Raw genomic sequence first — 16,610 nt, 5'->3', positions numbered from 1 at the left:
AGGCTTGAGCATTTAAATATTCCAACAGATCATTCAAGCTGTGATGATACATGCCGTAGAACTTCTCCAGCTCAGCCAGTTTGGCCCGATTGCGGTCATTCGTGATCGTCGACCTGGCTTCCGCGACGACCGATTTTGCGGTCTGATATCTTTTTATCTGGCCTTCCAGGAAAGCAGCATAAGGGTTGGGACGAATTGAAAAAATCCTGCCGTTCACCTAACGCTGAACGACGTTCGACAATGCCCAACCGTTCAAGAAAGCAGGTATTCGTACTCACGCTGGTCTTACTGACGCGCAATAGTCCTACCAACTCTGACGAACTGACCGGGTCATCAGACACGATGAGGACCGCCCAGATTTCTCCTCCTATACGAGAAAGCCCGTCTGATTGGGCTAACTGGCCCATGCGTTCAATAAAGCGCGTATCTGATTCAGTGAGTGTTTTCATAGTTAAAGGGGCCATGCGGACCCTGCCAAACCAGCGCATCTGAACGCGTCTTGGCGCTTTTCCAGGCGGCTGGTGTTCAGGGTCCGTCGGAAATGTGCCAGAGCAAACCCGAAAAGGGCAGCCCCGACAAAGGCGATGGCCAGGAACTGCGGCCAGACGGTGGCGAAGCCCGCGCCACGATAAAGGATCGCCTGGGCCAGCATGATGTCCCGGACTGAACTTCACGGATGAGCGGGCTATAAGCGTTGCCCTCCCGGGTGATTTCGTCAGTCACTCTAATAACATGTTCCAGTCTAAACTGTGGGGCCGATCTAATCTAAGCATTCGCTCTTTAACCGAAACCAGAGGGCATAAAGCGCCGGGACAAACAATAGCGTAATCAGAGTGCCGACCGCTACGCCACCGATAAGCACATAAGCCAGCGGCCCCCAGAACAGGTCAAAGGTCAGAGGTACAAACGCCAGAACGGCCGCCAGGGCGGTGAGTACCACGGGGCGGGCACGCTGGACTGCCGCTTCGACAACGGCTTCCCGGGCAGCCATTCCTGCTTTGAAGTTGTCCTGCACCTGCTGCGTCAGAATCATGGTGTTTCGCATCAGGATGCCGCCCAGGCCAATCAACCCCAGCAGCGCGGTAAAGCCAAAGGGTTGATTAAACAGCAGCAGAGCCAGCACAGCCCCAATCAGCCCCAGTGGCGCGGTGGCAAGAACAGTCAATGTGCCGATAAATGAACGCATCTGAAGCATGATAAAGATCAGCATCAACGCCAACATCACCGGTTGTAATGTCTGGATTGAAGCATTGGCTTTGGCTGATTGTTCCACCGTACCGCCAATTTCAATACGGTAACCCTCCGGCAACTGTTCACGCAGGGCTGTCATCGCACTCCAGATTTCCTTGGTGACATCCGGTGGCTGGGCACCTTCTACATCGGCCTGAACGGCCAGGAAGGGGTCACGGTTGTAACGCTTTATGACGGGGTCCTCGTAACGAACCTGCCACTTGCCCAGTTGCTGTACGGAAAGTTTGCGGCCGTCGCGGGTTTTGATCTCAAGATCTTCCGGCATGATCACTTCGCCACGTGCATTACGCGCCACCAGTTGAACGCTCCTTATGCCCTGGCGCAGTTCGGTGACGGCCACTCCGCGAAGTTGGAACTGGAGTTGCCGGGCAACCTCTGCCGGGGTCAGGCCCATCCAACCCAGATTTTCCGGGTCCATATCAAGATAGAGCGTGGGTACGCGCTCGTCCCATTCGAGATGCGGCATGACGATGTTCGGATGCCCGGTCATGAGAGTCCGGATCTGGTGCGCGATCTCTCTGAGCTGATCGGCTTCCGGACCCAGCACACGAAAACTGACCGGCCAGACCACCGGCGGACCGTACAGCAAACGCGTTACACGCACTCGTGCCTCCGGAAATTCACCCGCCGCGATTCTGGCTTCCAATGCCGAGATGATGCGATCGCGCCCTTCAACGTCCTCCCCAATGGCAATCAACTTGGCAAATGCCGGGTCCGGCTGCTCGGGGTTGGCCGATACGAAGAATCGCGGTGCACCGGCTCCGATGTAAGCGGAAAGGCTTTTCACCTCCGGCATGTCCATCAGAATTGCTTCCAGGCGTCTGACACTTTGATCCGTGGTGGCAATAGCGCTCCCCTGCGGAGCATAGACACTGATCAGAACTTCAGGGCGATCAGAACTGGGAAAAAATTGCTTCTGCACCTGGGTTGCCATCCCGAAAGCACTGATCGCCAGCAAACCCACTGTGATAAAAACGACGGTTTTCCGGTACTGAACACACGCTGTGATCACCCCACGCAACCGCTGATAAAACGCGCTTTGGTAAAGGTCCTGGCCCATATGCCCGGTGTAATCGGGCAAGAGCTTGACGCCCAGATAAGGCGTAAAAGTTACCGCCACCACCCAGGAAATCAACAACGAAAAAGCCAGCACCCAGAAGATGTTGCCGGTGTATTCTCCCACTCCGGACTGGGCAAATCCGATGGGGACAAATCCGGCCACCGTCACCAGCGTACCGAACAGCATGGGCGCGGCGGTTACGCTCCAGGCATGACTGGCTGCCCGTACCCGGTCCCAGCCGCTCTCCATCTTCACGATCATCATTTCAATGGCGATGATCGCATCGTCCACTAACAGACCCAGTGCGATAATCAACGCACCCAGGGTGATGCGGTCCAGGTTTATGCCCGCCATTTTCATCAACAAGAAAGTCAGGCCGAGGGTCACAGGAATCGCAATGCCCACCACCAAACCCGCGCGCAGACCGATCGCCAGTATGCTGACCCCCATCACGACGACCAACGCAACCAGAAACTTGACCTGAAAAAGATCAACCGCCTGAGTGATGGCTTCCGCCTGATCGGTCAGGGTCTGTATTGACATTCCCAGCGGCAGCCTGCCCTGTTCGGCACTGACAAACTCGCGCAGCCGCTCACCAAACTCCAGGCCATTTTCACCCGCGCGCATGACGACACCTAACAGGATCGCATCCTCACCGTTGGAGCGGACGATGTAGCTCAAAGGATCTTCATAACCTAAACGCACCTCGGCCAGATCAGACACGGTGATAAGCTGGTCTCCGATACGCAGAGGTACTGAGGTGAGGCGCTCAAGGTCAGACAGGTCGATGTTGCTGCGGACATAAACCCGCGGGCCGGCAAGATCAACAAAGCCAAGAGGCTGAAGACGGTTGTTGGCCTCTATCGCCTGCAACACCTCTTCTGCCGACAAACCGAGGTTGTTGAGCCGGTCCTGATCAAATTCGAGATACACCCGCTCAGGACGCTCCGCCAGGAGCTGTGCTTTTTGCAAGCCGGGCAGCCGTTGCAGGCGATCCCGTATCGATTCTGCCTCGCGGGTCAGTTCACGCATCGGCAGCCCAGGTGCCGTCAGGGCAAGCAGGGAGAAATACACATCCGCGAAATCGTCGTTGACGATGGGGCCGATCACCCCCCGGGGCAGGTTGGATTGCTCATCGAGCATGCGTTTGCGGACCTGATAAAAGAGATCAGGCACTTTTTCGCTGGGCGTCGAATCCTGGAATCGGATAACCATGGCGGCCTGCCCGGGCCGAATGGTTGTTTCAATGGTATCGGTATACGCCACCTCCTGAATTTGCTTTTCCAGACGATCCACGACCTGATTCTGCAGCACCTCGGGGGTTGCTCCTGGCCAGACGACAGAAACCACCATCGCCCGGACGGTGAACGCAGGGTCTTCCGCCCGACCAAGGGAGGAGAACGCGTAGAAACCGGCAACAACGGACAGCAAAAGAAAAAAGAGGGTGACCGAACGCTCGCGCACTGCCAGCGCGGAAAGATTCGGTAAGCTCATTGAGCCAGCTCCTGCACCGCCATGCCAGGCGTGAGCAGGTGTGTCCCCAACGCGACGATGGGCGTTCCCGCGTTGATATCGGCCTTGATCTGCGCATACTCTTCACCCAGATCGATCACCTCGACCGCAAGGGGCTTCACCGTGCCATCGGAGACCAACCAGACCTGTGGCGTTTGCCCTCTCTCATCGAGGGCACCCAGCGGTACGCGATGGCTGGGCGCGGTTTGCTTCTGTGCTAACCGGACACTCACCACCGAACCCAGAGTTAAAGACGAGGGGTAGGGCCCCTCCAGGCTGTATCGGGCACGCCAGCTCCGGCTTGCGGGGTCGGCAGCCCCGGCAATCTCTCTCAGGCTCACAGCAAGCTGTTCGCCAGTGGGCAAAGGAACATAACCGCGCCTGGGCGGGTTACTGCCCTCTGGTAAAAAAACCTCGACTTCCAGCGATTGATCTTCGGCCAGAACGGCAAGGGTTTGACCGACACCCACAACCTGGCCGGGTTCAACGATGACCTCAGTGACCACGCCTGCATGGGCGGCTTTCAGTTCCGCATACCCCAAGGCATTCTGAGCCTGCTGATTGCGTGCAGAAGCCGTTTGCACCTGGCTGCGCGCCTCACGCTCTGCCAACTCAAGGCGTTGCAGGGTTTGTTCGCTGACAAACTGACGCCCCACAAGTTGCTGCTGGCGCTGGAGCTCATTGGTGGTAATTGCCAGGGCCGCTTCTGCACGCTTCAGATCCGCCGCGGCTCCCTCCGCCGTTGCTACAAGGTCTCGTGTATCGAGTTTGAACAGTAAGTCGCCTTTTTCCACGCGTTGACCGGCATCAATGTAACGATGTTGAATCCGACCGGCGATCTGAAAGGCCTGAGGAACTTCGTGGCGGCCTCGCAGGGTTCCTGAAAATCTGTGCGCTGTTGGGCCGGCGTCCTTTAGTTCAACTGTTTTTACCCAGGGGATAGGGGCGCGGGCCTGTGGGGGCGGTTCCGAAGACTGCTGACAACCAGACAGAATGAGCAGCGAGATAAACAGTGTCAGCATACAGCGCATGGCAGGTGTCCCGATTAGCAAAATCAAGGTGTGGGTATCAGTTCTCGCGGTGTCCGGACAACGCAAGTTGCAGGATGGCATCGCGAACGGTTTCGTTCTGCTCCATGGGCAGGAAGTGGGTCGTACCTTCAAGAACCATGACGTCAGCCCGGGGCAGCAGGGTCTGCAGGCGTTTTCGCGCCGCCGGCGAGAAGGTTGACCCGCGCTCCGCCGCCAGCGCGATAACCGGGCACCGCAACTGACGAATACCGGGCCAGGGGTTGTGTTCGGTATGGGCAAAGGTGGTGCTCTCCCACTCCGGCGCACACGCCAGGCGAACTTGATCGTCCTGCGGCAGAAAAGCGTGTTGGATGTAGGCCTCCAGCCATGCATCGGGCCAGGTCTTGAAGCCACCGCGGCCACGATAGTTGTCCAGCGCAGCAGCGTGCGAGTCGAATACCCGGCGCCGACGTGCGGCTCCGGCGGCCAGTGACAACCGATGTGACTGGCGTAGCAGCTTGGCCAGCCACAGCTTCAGGCCCTGCCCCGGATCCATGATCACCGGTTCCGCCAGAATCAGGCCCAGCACTTTGTCTGGCCGTCGGGCAGCGGCCATGATGCTGGTGGTGGCACCGATGGAATGGCCGGCGAGCCAGACCGGCTCGTCCAGGCTATCCAGCAGAGCGATCATGTCGCGATAGTAGGTTTCCCAGCCCCGGAATGTCGAAAAGTTCGCCGCACCGGCGCTGGCCCCGTGCCCCCGCATGTCCCAGGCCAGGACATTGACGTCCGTGGCAAGCTCATCAAGGAGGGGGCGGTACAGGCGGCCATGGAAACCCGTTGCATGGGCCCAGTGCACCGTGGGGCGCGCTTTGGATTGCGGCCAACGCCACAGTGCGATCTCCGCGCCATCCGGCGCCTGGAATTGGTCGCGTTCAGGGTTGTTGTGCTTATTGTTCATGAAGATCTGCTTCTTTGGCCGCCATTGTCGGGAGCAACAACTGAACCTGACCGCTGGCGATCGGTTTGCGCTTATCGCCCTGCCAGCAAGTCACCCGGACCAGGCTGCTCCGCCTGCCTTGCCGGACAATTTCGGCGCTGGCGAACGTCGATCGGGCCTGCGCGGAGCGGAGGTAGTTAATGTGGCTGTCGAGAATGCGTGGGCAACGTTTGTCGGTATCCTGGCTTTGCGCAGCGACCCGCGCGGTGAGTTCGATCAGGGCGCCAAGCACGCCGCCATGGAGGGCGGGTAGCATAAAGTTGCCAATGAGCGCTTCACGACACGGCATATGAACCACTAGACCTACATCGTCGCGTTGAACCTCAAGCCCAAGGTGCCGTGCGTAGGGAATGCGCTCCAGCAGAGCCTGCCAGTCGGAACATTCTTTCCCGCTTTCGGTAGGGCCTGAGATGGGTTGTGCCGAATCGCCAGTCGTGCTCATGCGCCCTCCTTTTTTCGTCCACCGGCCTGGAATCGCTGGCCCTGGGTGTTGCGCATGAAGGTGGCGTTTGCCGTCGCTAACAGTGCACTATCGCTCTCGCTGAGGATGTCGCAATGGATGAACGCGACCTCGTCCGTTAAATGACGACAGGTGGCCACCGCCAAGAGGGCACGGTCGCCGATGGCGGGCCGCAGATAATCCATGCGCAGATCCAGCGTGGCAATGGGCATCAACTCCAGGGCCCCCGCGAATACCGCCAAGCCTCCGGCGGAGTCGGCCAGCGAGTAGAGCACGCTGGTGCAGATTTCTTGTGTATCCTCTTCGGCGAACATCCACGGCTGTGGGGTCAGGCGCATGCAGACCTGGTTTCCGTTCACAGAGACAACCTGCATACCCAGATCCCTGCCGTGGGGAACCTGTTCGGTAAACTGCCACGCCGTCGTCACAGCGTCACTGTGCTGAGCTCTGTTCGACTCCGTCATCAGATATGCCCACCCCGGTTTGCATTTCGCGCAGGGGTGGAAGTGGCGGGAAACAGCTGATTGTCATAGGTCATTGCCATGTCAGTTTCTTCCGAATAACATTGTTGCTGGATTTTGGTTGGTTAACCAACCAAAAGTCAAGAATCTGTTGAGGCAAATGGCACGCCACCCGTGCAATGGCGTACGATCAGTGTAACAAGTCAGGTGGTGGCCGCTCTGATGAATAACGAACTGGCTTGCTGAGGAGATACTTAAGCGATGGTTAACAGACAGATGACTCCTGCAAGCAAACTGGGCGACCAGGGCGACGTTTTGTCTAACGCAGCCCGGCTTTTTCGTGAGAAAGGCTTTGAAAGGACGTCGCTCAAGGAGATTGCCGAGGCCTGCAATATGCTGCCCGGAAGTCTGTATTATCGTTACAACAGCAAGGAAGCGCTGCTTGTCGAGCTGATGCGCCGGGGGGTGGACCTGGTTACCGCAGAGGTCGAGTCGGCTTACGCCAGTTCGGATGACCCGGTTGAACGGTTGCGTCTTTGTATCAAAGCGCATCTGCGAGCCCTGTTGGTAGATTCGGACGCGGTTTACGTGCTGCTGTTTGAATGGCGAGCGCTGGGCCCGGAGGCTCGCGAGGAAATCATCGAACTGCGTGACCAATACGAGTCCCTGTGGGCTGAGATCCTCGAAACAATGATTGAACAGGGCGTGATCCGGAAGAATGTTGACGGCCGTTTGCTCCGCCTGATCGGCCTTGGGGCGCTCAACTGGGTTGCAACCTGGTTCGACCCGAACGGGGCTCATTCACTCGACGCCATTGGCGACTTGATCTGGCAGATCGCTATGGACGGTGTGATCAATAAAGGGGGTCAGGCATAGGTTCTGGCTTCACAAACGCAAGTAGCCTCTGTTTATGATCGCTAATCATGCGGATGCACGGTTTGTGATCTGACATTTTGCCTGAATTGCTCAGGCGACTGGTCAAACCAGCGCTTGAAGGCGCGTCTGAAATTGGCACTGTCGTGATAGTTCATCAACGCGGCAATGGCCTCGATTGACAGCTGGCTGTCACGCAAGTAGGTCGCTGCCTGCTGGGACAGAATCTCGTCGCGAACTTTCCGAAAACCGCTGCGTTCCTGTTTGAGTTTGCGTGCCAGGGTGCGTTTGCTCATGAACAACGAGGCCGCTGCTTCGTCTTCACTGAGCGTTCCGGGCGGTCGGGACAACATCATCATCTTCAGCTGGGTCTGATAGCTCGGTTTATCCGACTGAAGTTGCGCAAGCATCGATTCACACTGTTGCAAGGCCAGACGATAGTTTTCGTGATTGGCGGAGGCATTCGGTTCCCGACACAACGACATCGGCAACGTAAGTTTTAACTGGTCGCAATCAAAGCGAATCTGCCCGGGCAAAAAATCGGCATACATTGCCTGATACGGGGGTTCAGGATGAGCGAAGCATATTTCAGCCTCATGCAAAGGGCGACCAATTATAAACTCGCCAAATTCAAAAAGGGCCTTAACCATCGCATCCGACAGGCACCGCTGTATGTCATCGTCCAGCGACTCCTGGTAGTCCAGAATACATTCCAGGCGCTCGTTGACTTGCCGCAAATGCAGTTGGATGAAGCTCGCGCGCGTGGGCAGAAAAGTATGAATCGCTTGCAGCGCAGTGAGAAAGTCGGGGCTGCTGTAGGCCACGAATCCCATCGCACCATGGGTTGCCGGGGTCAGTCGCTTGCCTAGCCATAACCCTAATTCCGGCTGGCCGGACAGATCCAGTGCGTTGCGCAGAATCCGCACCTGCTGCGCTGCGGTAAGCAGGCTTTCCTCGCTCAGGAATTGCGTCACACCAAGCCCGGTGCCGAGCAGCAGACGTGGCAGTTGTTTGGCTGTTAAATCGAGCTCACGTGCAATGAGCCGTGAGTAATTCGATGGAATGCCGGGACCGGGTTTTTGCAAATCACCCGTCTTCTGCGTCGTCATCATTGATCTTCCCCGTCCTGAATGAACGTCATTTTGTCTTTAAATGACCTCAGCTTGTCAAGAAATGACCTGACAGGAGTGTCGTTAGACAGACAATATCTATTACTGAAAACTACTGGCAGGAGAACAATATTGGGCAAGATTACTTTTATAGAACATGATCAAACTGAACATGTCGCTGAATTCAAAGCTGGTTCCTCGGTAATGCAAATCGCCGTTGACAATCTGATTCCCGGTATTGACGGGGATTGTGGGGGAGAGTGTGCCTGTGGTACCTGCCACGTCATCGTCTCGGACGATTGGTTCAGAAAGACAGGTACGCCTGGTGGTGAGGAAGAGCAAATGCTGTCAATGACCCCGGAGCGGGCAAGCACTTCGCGCCTGGGCTGCCAGGTGGTCATTACTGATGAAATGGACGGCATGACCGTGCATTTACCCGAGTTCCAGATGTGAACATAGGAGGACGCATGCCAACACTGTCCAAAACATTTGACGACATTCAGTCCCGAGTGATTAATGCTACCTCCAGGGTGGTGCCGATGCACAGGCAGATCCAGGGGCTGAAACTGTTAATGGGCGCCAAGAAGAAGGCCTTCGGCCCACGCCGGCCCGTGCCCGAATTTGTTGAATCAGCCATCCCGGACGTTAACACGCTGGCCCTTGAGGACATCGATGTCAGCAATCCGTTTTTATATCGGCAGGATCAGTGGCGCGCCTATTTCAAACGGTTGCGTGATGAGGCTCCGGTCCATTACCAGAAGAACAGCCCCTTCGGCCCCTTCTGGTCGGTGACTCGCTTTGAAGACATCATGTTCGTGGATAAGAGTCACGACCTGTTTTCCGCCGAGCCGCAAATCATTCTGGGTGACCCTCCAGAGGGACTGTCGGTGGAAATGTTCATAGCGATGGATCCGCCAAAACACGATGTGCAGCGCAGCTCGGTACAGGGCGTGGTGGCACCGAAGAACCTGAAGGAAATGGAGGAGCTGATCCGATCGCGTACCGGCGATGTGCTTGACAGCCTGCCTCTGGGCCAGCCCTTCAACTGGGTGCCCACTGTATCGAAGGAACTCACCGGTCGCATGCTCGCAACCCTTCTGGATTTTCCTTACGAGGAACGTCACAAGCTGGTGGAGTGGTCGGATCGAATGGCCGGTGCAGCCTCGGCGACCGGCGGCGAGTTTGCCGATGAAGAGATCATGTTTGACGACGCAGCAGACATGGCCTGGTCTTTCTCCAAGCTTTGGAGGGATAAAGAAGCGCGCCGCGCGGCGGGCGAAGAGCCCGGTTTCGATTTGATCAGCCTGCTACAGAGCAACGACGACACCAAAGATCTGATCAATCGCCCGATGGAGTTTATCGGCAATCTGACGCTGCTTATCGTTGGCGGCAATGATACCACTCGCAACTCAATGAGTGGTGGCCTGGTGGCCATGAACGAATTCCCAAAGGAGCTCGAAAAACTGAAGGCAAAACCGGAACTGATTCCGAACATGGTGTCGGAAATCATCCGCTGGCAAACGCCGCTGGCCTATATGCGCCGAGTCGCCAAGCAAGATGTTGAGCTGGGCGGCCAGACCATCAAAAAGGGCGATCGCGTTGTGATGTGGTACGCCTCGGGCAACCGTGACGAGCGCAAGTTCGAGGACCCCGATCACTTCATTATCGATCGCAAGGACGCACGAAACCATATGTCATTTGGCTACGGTGTTCACCGTTGCATGGGCAACCGCCTGGCGGAATTGCAACTGCGTATCCTATGGGAAGAGATTCTCAAACGCTTTGACAAGATCGAAGTCGTCGGCGAGCCGGAGCGCGTGCAGTCCAACTTCGTGCGGGGCTATTCGGAGCTGATGGTCCAGCTGACACCAAAAAGTTAATGAACAGGCTGACCAGGATGACGACCGAACAATTTGACTATGTCGTGGTTGGCGCGGGCTCGGCCGGATGTGCTGTCGCCAGCCGCCTGTCGGAGAGCGGTCGCCATTCTGTGCTGCTGCTTGAAGCCGGTCCGGAGAGCCGCCGCAACCCTTTCGTGAACATGCCGCTGGGTTTCCTGCAGCTGATGTTCAGCCGCCGCTACAACTGGCAGTTCAATACCGAACCGCAGCGTCACATGCACGACCGGGCGCTTTTTCAGCCGCGGGGCAAGATGCTTGGCGGTTCCAGCGCCATGAACGCGCAGGTCTATATTCGCGGGCATGCCCGGGACTACGACGAGTGGGCACGGCTGGGGTGCAACGGGTGGTCATACGCCGAGGTGTTGCCCTACTTCCGCCGATCGGAACATTTCGAGCCCAAACTTACGCTGAATGAGGCAGAATTTCATGGTCAGGGTGGTCCGCTGAACGTTGCCGAGCGGCGCTATACCAATCCGCTGAGCATTGCGTTTGTCGAGGCGGCAACCCAGGCGAAGTACCGGCTCAATACAGATTTCAACGGCAGTGAGCAGGAGGGCGTGGGCTTCTACTACGCCTACCAGAAAGACGGCACACGCTGTAGCAATGCGCGGGCGTATCTGGAACCCGCTGCGGGGCGCTCCAACCTGACGGTTTGCAGCGGCGCGCATGTCACCCGGGTGCTACTCGAAGGCACCCGCGCCACCGGTGTCGAATACCGCGATACAACGGGGCAGACGCAGGTTCGTGCCAGGCGCGAAGTTGTGCTCTGCGGCGGCGCGTTCAACTCGCCGCAACTGCTGATGCTGTCCGGGGTCGGTCCGCGGGAGGAACTGTCCCGGCATGGCATAGAACTGCGCCATGCGTTGGAGGGCGTCGGGCAGAATCTCCAGGATCATATCGACGTGTTCGTGCGCGTCAGCGCCCGCAGCCGCCAAAGCATCTCGATGCATCCGAGCTACTGGCTCAAGGGGCTGTGGGGCGCTCTGACGTATCTGAGCGGCCGGCGGGGCGTGCTGTCGAGCAACGGCGCCGAGGCCGGCGGGTTCATCCGCTCCCGGCCCGAGGAGCCGATACCCGACCTGCAGCTGCACTTCGCGCCAATGCTGTACGACGATCACGGGCGAGACCTGAAGACCGCGATGAGCGGTTATGGCTACGCGGTGATGATCTACGGGCTCAGGCCATCGTCGCGCGGGCGCGTCGGTCTGCACAGTGCCGACCCGTTTGCGGCGCCGCTGATCGACCCCAACTACATGGCCGAGTCCGCCGATGTCGAGCGACTGGTACGCGGGGTACATCTGGTGCGCAGAATCCTGGCGCAGGCGGCCTTTGCCCCGCACCACGAGGTTGAGGTCTCGCCCGGGCCGGCGCTCCAGAATGACGACGATCTCGCCGCATGGGTACGGCGCAGCGGTGAATCAGCGTACCACCCGGTTGGCACCTGCAAGATGGGTGTTGATCCGATGGCGGTGGTCGATCCGCGCCTGCGCGTGCATGGCCTGCAATGCCTGCGGGTGGTCGATGCCTCCATCATGCCGACGCTGGTCGGCGGAAACACCAATCAGCCGGCAACCATGATCGGCGAGAAAGGCGCCGCGATGATACTTGAGGATGCCGGGGAGACGGTCGGCTAGCGCTGCGGGGGGCATCCCGGCGCACAGCTGGCATCCGGACTTCTGATCAATCTGATCCCAGAGAACAACAGGCAGAGACAGACTATGGCAAACCAACAGAAAGAGACGACAGTCATCGTTGGCGGCGGGCACGCAGCGGGTGCGCTCCTGACAACCCTGCTGCAAAAAAAATATCAACAGGAAGTGATTCTGGTGGGCGAAGAACCACATCCACCCTATCAGCGGCCGCCCCTGTCCAAGAACTATCTGGCAGGAGAGGTTGATCAGGCGTCGCTGTACCTGAAGCCGCGCTCGGTGTACGAGAACGCCGGCCATCAGTTGCGGCTTGGTGTGCGTGCCGAACAGATTGATCGGGACAACAGGACCATCAGCCTGTCGGACCAGAGCACATTGAAATACGATCGACTGGTTCTGGCCACGGGGTCCCACGTCCGAAGCCTGAACGCACCCGGGGCTGACCTGGAGGGCATTTATTATCTGCACGACATAGCTGACTCGGATGCCCTGCGTGAAGAATTGCTCCCGGGGAAGCGCCTGGTCATCGTGGGTGGTGGTTACATTGGACTTGAGGTGGCAGCCAGTGCCACCAAAAAAGGCGTTAATGTCACAGTACTGGAAGCGGCCGAGCGTCTTATGCAGCGTGTAACAGGCCCGGAAATCTCAGAGTTTTTTTACACCAAACACAGCAGCGCCGGCGTGGATCTGCGGCTGAACACGGCGGTAACCGGTTTCGAAGCGGGCGATCAGGGGCATGTGGCTGGCGTGACCTTGGCGAGCGGCGGCACTGTACCGGCCGACATCGTGCTCGTTTCAGTGGGTGTTGTGCCGGAAACCGCCCTGGCTGAGGCCGCCGGCCTGCCCTGTGATGACGGCATTATTGTTGACGAGTTTACCCGCACAGAAGATCCCGCCATCCTGGCGATCGGCGACTGTACCCGCCACCGGAATCTTTTCTTCGAGAAGATGCAGCGCCTTGAATCTGTCGCCAACGCGGTTGATCAGGCCCGGACAGCGGCGGCAACCCTGATGGGCGAGGAGAAACCCTATAACAGCGCTCCATGGTTCTGGTCGAACCAATATGACGTGCGTCTGCAGATGGTGGGGTTGTCGCAACATCATGATCAGCGTGTGCTGCGCGGAAGCCCGGAAGACAAGGGATTTGCGGTGTTCTATCTCCGCGATGGCTGTGTCATTGCTGTTGATGCGGTCAACCTGCCCATCGCTTTTATGGTCGGCAAGACCCTCGTTCAACAACGCAGGCAGGTCAATCCTGAAATGTTGAAGGATCCGGATATTGAACTGAAGTCCTTGGTGAGCGGTCAGTCCATAAATTGAAATTGACGACCGAGTAGAGCTGTGCCCTTAGTTTGCCCAAAATTGCGAAAGCAATGCACAACTCATACGGCCTATGGATATCATATCCTACGACCGACAGCTTTCAGTGAGCGCAAAGGATGCGTGAGCCACAACCGGCGGAATTTCCCGTAGCCAGACACATTACTGTTGCTCTGGTAAACCGAGAGCACCATAGCGAATGATATGGACTCCCCCTGCTCCCACGGCATCGATGTGCCACATTGAAGGTGTCTGACATCTTCAATCAAAAGCAGGAGGAGTCATCATGAATGTTACAACCATTGGCATCGATCTGGCGAAAACTGTGTTCAGTATTCATGGCACCGATCAACACGGCAAGGTCGTGGTTCGCAAACGACTGAACCGGCCCAAGCTGTTGCCTTATATCGCTCAGCTCCCACCCTGCCTGATTGGCATGGAAGCCTGCTCGGGTGCCCACCATTGGGCTCGGGAAATGACCAAACTCGGCCACGATGTCCGAATCATTGCACCCCGGTTTGTCGCGCCCTATCGCAAGAGCAGCAAGAACGACGACAACGATGCCGAGGCCATCTGTGAGGCAGTAGGTCGGCCGAATATGCGGTTTGTTCCAATCAAGACCGAAGACCAGCAAGCCGTACTGTGCCTGCATCGTATTCGCCGTGGACTGACCAAAGAACGCACCGCGCAGATCAATCAGATTCGTGGGCTGCTGGCCGAGTTCGGACTGATCATTCCCCAGGGCCGTTACGCCGCACGGCGCCGGGTTCCCGAAATCCTGGAGGATGCCGAAAACGACTTACCCATGCTCGCTCGCCGCTTAATCAACAACATCAACCAACGCATTCGACAGCTCGATGAAGAAATCCTGGCTTACGATCGGGAGGTCGAAGCGATGGCCCGGAGCGATGAGCAGGCCAAGCGCCTTATGGCCATACCGGGTATCGGACCACAGACCGCAACAGCCCTGCTGGCCAGTGCGCCTGACCCCAGACAGTTCAAAAGTGGGCGACACTTTGCCGCATGGTTGGGTCTGGTGCCCCGACAATACTCGACCGGTGGCAAGGTGCGACTTGGCCGAATCACCAAGCGCGGGGACAAATACCTGCGAACGCTGCTGATCCATGGCACCCGGGCAGTGATTGCAAAATTACCGGATAAGAATGATCGACTCAGTGACTGGGCCAAAGACCTGGTGGAACGACGTGGATACAAGCGGGCCGCCGTTGCGATGGCGGCCAAGAACGCCCGGATTATATGGGCACTACTCATGAATCAAACCGAGTTTAAGACACAGCCTGTGGAGGGCTAAAACCGAGCACCAACGACAGGCAGAACAAGCCTGCCAGAAGAGTCTTGCAACGGCAAGCGATGACGGAACGGTCAGACCGAGAGTGGGAGAACCTGTTTATTTCTGCGGCTCAGCGAAGCCGACTAACGAATAAGGTCCCCGCTCACACGCATCATCATCCTGGCCCGGGCAAAAACGCCCACAAAGAGGCCGAATGTAGAGCCGCAGTCTCAAACCGCTTCGGATTCAAATGGCGTTGCTTGACCGCAGGGGGAGTCCATGTAGGTGAAATAATTCTCTATATGTCCCACTAATAACCTCACCTTGCAATTACCGACGAAAATATGAACTTGATTTTACCCACAAAGAAAAAGCGAAGTCTCTATCGGCCATTATGGGTAGAGGTTCCGATCACTCAATCCTTCATAAGCAACATCGCCCATTCGGTGTCGACCTCTTGTTTTGGTTCATCTGAGCATATGCTTTTTCATGCGGATGGGTGGTGGCAGCCAAGACAGGGCTTTTCAGACTGCAAGCTTCAAGCGGTGTGTAAATCAAACACAGTAAGATTCCGGCTTATTGATGGTGGACATCAAGAACCGATAGTTACGAGCGGTATTAATGTTAAGACACTTGCTCGATTAAATGAAACTTGCGGGACTACTGAAAAGGTTTTCTATAGTAAGGACGTGCCGGTCCTGATGGCTATATACTACTCGACTAAACGATACGAGACCTTTAAATGATGCATAAGGCTGGGGCTATATACCTAAGGAAGATCTGAATAACCGCTGGTTTTTGCCCCTTTTCCGCAATCTTGGCGGAAAAGGGGCGCATTGGTCTTACGCTGCAGGTTTTTTATCAATCAGCAGGTTGCTGAAAGCGACCAGCAAATGCAGACGGTTGGTATACTTGGCATTTAAAAGCGATATGCAACACCGATGCTCACGATAGTGGGGTCCACTTCCACTTTTGCCTGAACAGGGGCCGGGCCCAGGTTACCGGTGATATCCGCCTCGAAGGGTGCATATCTAACGTCAAAATTTGCCGACCAGTTATTGTGTATCCTCCAGCGAAAACCAGCCTGAACCGCAGGGGCCCATGTATCTTCGACGTCGAAGTCGGTTAGTGCGCGATCCTTCTCATCTAAAAAGAGAATCCGTCCTACACCCGCTCCAAAGTACGGAGAGAAGTTGCTACCCGTCAAAACATGATACTGAAGCGAAAGAATTACCGGACCATAATCTGTTTGACCAAGAAAAAGACCGGAGAGAGACTCTTCGCCCTGGAGGTCCGCACTAGCGGGAATGCCGCCAAAAATGTTAAATGCCAGCTGATTACTCAGAAAATACGACACGTCGAATGATACGGTCGTATCGTTGTTAATAGACAGGTTGGAATTTGGAACGGGGGCACTCCCCGCAGAGGCTGATCGCAAATCTTCATCGGTTAGAACTCTAGTGGCATTCAGCCCAACCACCCAGTCGCCTCTACTGTAAACCGGCTCAGATTGAGCGTTGGCCAGGCTCGCAGCAAGTGAAAGTAAAAGGAACGCCACTAACGAGACTTTACTAATTATTTTAGGTTTCATTTTTTATTATCCTTTTTGGTATTAAAACAAATTGGCTTTAGGTAAAACTGCAATTTTTCGTAACACAAATGCCACTCATTGAAGCTAGCTTGCCGGTTTATTGACTAATACTTCCCCATACT

The 16,610-nt window shown here is 56.6% G+C and carries 15 protein-coding genes; 7 read left to right on the top strand and 8 right to left on the bottom strand.

The window, feature by feature from the left end; genetic code table 11:
* Nucleotides 1-95 precede the first annotated feature (95 nt).
* The gene (locus KYE_RS20980) at nucleotides 96-449 is read right to left on the bottom strand and encodes a GbsR/MarR family transcriptional regulator (protein WP_227497733.1); all 354 of its coding nucleotides are present in this window, start codon (nucleotides 447-449) and stop codon (nucleotides 96-98) included.
* A 92-nt stretch (nucleotides 450-541) separates the two neighbouring features.
* On the opposite strand from KYE_RS20980, the gene KYE_RS22120 reads away from it, so the two are divergent.
* Nucleotides 542-667 carry a hypothetical protein gene (locus KYE_RS22120; RefSeq protein ID WP_264622537.1) on the top strand — a complete coding sequence of 42 codons (126 nt, stop codon included), beginning with the start codon at nucleotides 542-544 and terminating at the stop codon, nucleotides 665-667.
* A 93-nt stretch (nucleotides 668-760) separates the two neighbouring features.
* On the opposite strand, the gene KYE_RS03150 is transcribed toward KYE_RS22120, so the two are convergent.
* The 5 genes from KYE_RS03150 to KYE_RS03130 are packed head-to-tail and all read right to left on the bottom strand — an operon-like array spanning nucleotide 761 to nucleotide 6,757.
* Nucleotides 761-3,805: an efflux RND transporter permease subunit gene (locus KYE_RS03150; RefSeq protein ID WP_008170321.1), complete on the bottom strand. Its 3,045-nt coding sequence runs from the start codon at nucleotides 3,803-3,805 to the stop codon at nucleotides 761-763.
* Entirely contained in the window at nucleotides 3,802-4,845 is a 1,044-nt protein-coding gene (locus tag KYE_RS03145) for an efflux RND transporter periplasmic adaptor subunit (protein ID WP_227497740.1), read from the bottom strand. Before KYE_RS03145 ends, KYE_RS03150 begins: the two co-directional genes overlap by 4 nt.
* A gap of 46 nt (nucleotides 4,846-4,891) precedes the next feature.
* The gene (locus KYE_RS03140) at nucleotides 4,892-5,794 is read right to left on the bottom strand and encodes an alpha/beta fold hydrolase (RefSeq protein ID WP_008170317.1); all 903 of its coding nucleotides are present in this window, start codon (nucleotides 5,792-5,794) and stop codon (nucleotides 4,892-4,894) included.
* Nucleotides 5,784-6,275: a PaaI family thioesterase gene (locus KYE_RS03135; protein WP_008170315.1), complete on the bottom strand. Its 492-nt coding sequence runs from the start codon at nucleotides 6,273-6,275 to the stop codon at nucleotides 5,784-5,786. The genes KYE_RS03140 and KYE_RS03135 overlap by 11 nt, the downstream gene beginning before the upstream one ends.
* Nucleotides 6,272-6,757 (bottom strand): PaaI family thioesterase, encoded by a 486-nt coding sequence (locus KYE_RS03130; RefSeq protein WP_008170314.1) that lies wholly within the window; start codon nucleotides 6,755-6,757, stop codon nucleotides 6,272-6,274. Before KYE_RS03130 ends, KYE_RS03135 begins: the two co-directional genes overlap by 4 nt.
* Nucleotides 6,758-7,015: 258 nt before the next feature.
* Here KYE_RS03130 and KYE_RS03125 point away from each other — a divergent pair, with 258 nt between their 5' ends.
* Entirely contained in the window at nucleotides 7,016-7,630 is a 615-nt protein-coding gene (locus KYE_RS03125) for a TetR/AcrR family transcriptional regulator (protein ID WP_008170313.1), read from the top strand.
* A 41-nt stretch (nucleotides 7,631-7,671) separates the two neighbouring features.
* Here the strand turns inward: KYE_RS03125 and KYE_RS03120 are convergent, their stop codons facing one another.
* Nucleotides 7,672-8,739 (bottom strand): AraC family transcriptional regulator, encoded by a 1,068-nt coding sequence (locus KYE_RS03120; protein ID WP_008170312.1) that lies wholly within the window; start codon nucleotides 8,737-8,739, stop codon nucleotides 7,672-7,674.
* Nucleotides 8,740-8,868: 129 nt separating this feature from the next.
* On the opposite strand from KYE_RS03120, the gene KYE_RS03115 reads away from it, so the two are divergent.
* The 5 genes from KYE_RS03115 (at nucleotide 8,869) to KYE_RS03095 (ending at nucleotide 14,918) form a co-directional block, all read left to right on the top strand.
* Entirely contained in the window at nucleotides 8,869-9,189 is a 321-nt protein-coding gene (locus tag KYE_RS03115) for a 2Fe-2S iron-sulfur cluster-binding protein (RefSeq protein ID WP_008170311.1), read from the top strand.
* A 14-nt stretch (nucleotides 9,190-9,203) separates the two neighbouring features.
* Entirely contained in the window at nucleotides 9,204-10,616 is a 1,413-nt protein-coding gene (locus KYE_RS03110; protein ID WP_008170310.1) for a cytochrome P450, read from the top strand.
* Nucleotides 10,617-10,633: 17 nt separating this feature from the next.
* Complete coding sequence (locus KYE_RS03105) at nucleotides 10,634-12,271, top strand: GMC family oxidoreductase (RefSeq protein ID WP_023011694.1); 1,638 nt, start codon at nucleotides 10,634-10,636, stop codon at nucleotides 12,269-12,271.
* A gap of 84 nt (nucleotides 12,272-12,355) precedes the next feature.
* On the top strand, nucleotides 12,356-13,606 hold the full coding sequence (locus tag KYE_RS03100) for an NAD(P)/FAD-dependent oxidoreductase (protein ID WP_008170308.1): 1,251 nt from the start codon (nucleotides 12,356-12,358) through the stop codon (nucleotides 13,604-13,606).
* Nucleotides 13,607-13,892: 286 nt separating this feature from the next.
* Entirely contained in the window at nucleotides 13,893-14,918 is a 1,026-nt protein-coding gene (locus KYE_RS03095) for an IS110 family transposase (protein WP_008170306.1), read from the top strand.
* An 898-nt stretch (nucleotides 14,919-15,816) separates the two neighbouring features.
* Here KYE_RS03095 and KYE_RS03090 read toward each other — a convergent pair.
* Nucleotides 15,817-16,488 (bottom strand): OmpW/AlkL family protein, encoded by a 672-nt coding sequence (locus tag KYE_RS03090; RefSeq protein WP_008170303.1) that lies wholly within the window; start codon nucleotides 16,486-16,488, stop codon nucleotides 15,817-15,819.
* Between the last annotated feature and the right edge of the window lie 122 nt (nucleotides 16,489-16,610).

Origin of the sequence: Marinobacter manganoxydans MnI7-9 (assembly GCF_000235625.1) — a bacterium.
Lineage (GTDB): Bacteria > Pseudomonadota > Gammaproteobacteria > Pseudomonadales > Oleiphilaceae > Marinobacter > Marinobacter manganoxydans.
Note: the sequence above shows the minus strand (reverse complement) of the source record. Positions and strands in the feature narration are given on the sequence as shown.

Bases quoted from the DNA above. Each gene is read 5' to 3' on its own strand.
- KYE_RS03090 (WP_008170303.1), bottom strand. From the start codon at position 16,488: ATGAAACCTAAAATAATTAGTAAAGTCTCGTTAGTGGCGTTCCTTTTA.
- KYE_RS03145 (WP_227497740.1), bottom strand. From the start codon at position 4,845: ATGCTGACACTGTTTATCTCGCTGCTCATTCTGTCTGGTTGTCAGCAG.
- KYE_RS03095 (WP_008170306.1), top strand. From the start codon at position 13,893: ATGAATGTTACAACCATTGGCATCGATCTGGCGAAAACTGTGTTCAGT.
- KYE_RS03150 (WP_008170321.1), bottom strand. From the start codon at position 3,805: ATGAGCTTACCGAATCTTTCCGCGCTGGCAGTGCGCGAGCGTTCGGTC.
- KYE_RS03125 (WP_008170313.1), top strand. From the start codon at position 7,016: ATGGTTAACAGACAGATGACTCCTGCAAGCAAACTGGGCGACCAGGGC.
- KYE_RS03105 (WP_023011694.1), top strand. From the start codon at position 10,634: ATGACGACCGAACAATTTGACTATGTCGTGGTTGGCGCGGGCTCGGCC.
- KYE_RS20980 (WP_227497733.1), bottom strand. From the start codon at position 449: ATGAAAACACTCACTGAATCAGATACGCGCTTTATTGAACGCATGGGC.
- KYE_RS03120 (WP_008170312.1), bottom strand. From the start codon at position 8,739: ATGATGACGACGCAGAAGACGGGTGATTTGCAAAAACCCGGTCCCGGC.
- KYE_RS03110 (WP_008170310.1), top strand. From the start codon at position 9,204: ATGCCAACACTGTCCAAAACATTTGACGACATTCAGTCCCGAGTGATT.
- KYE_RS03140 (WP_008170317.1), bottom strand. From the start codon at position 5,794: ATGAACAATAAGCACAACAACCCTGAACGCGACCAATTCCAGGCGCCG.
- KYE_RS03100 (WP_008170308.1), top strand. From the start codon at position 12,356: ATGGCAAACCAACAGAAAGAGACGACAGTCATCGTTGGCGGCGGGCAC.
- KYE_RS03130 (WP_008170314.1), bottom strand. From the start codon at position 6,757: ATGACGGAGTCGAACAGAGCTCAGCACAGTGACGCTGTGACGACGGCG.
- KYE_RS22120 (WP_264622537.1), top strand. From the start codon at position 542: ATGTGCCAGAGCAAACCCGAAAAGGGCAGCCCCGACAAAGGCGATGGC.
- KYE_RS03135 (WP_008170315.1), bottom strand. From the start codon at position 6,275: ATGAGCACGACTGGCGATTCGGCACAACCCATCTCAGGCCCTACCGAA.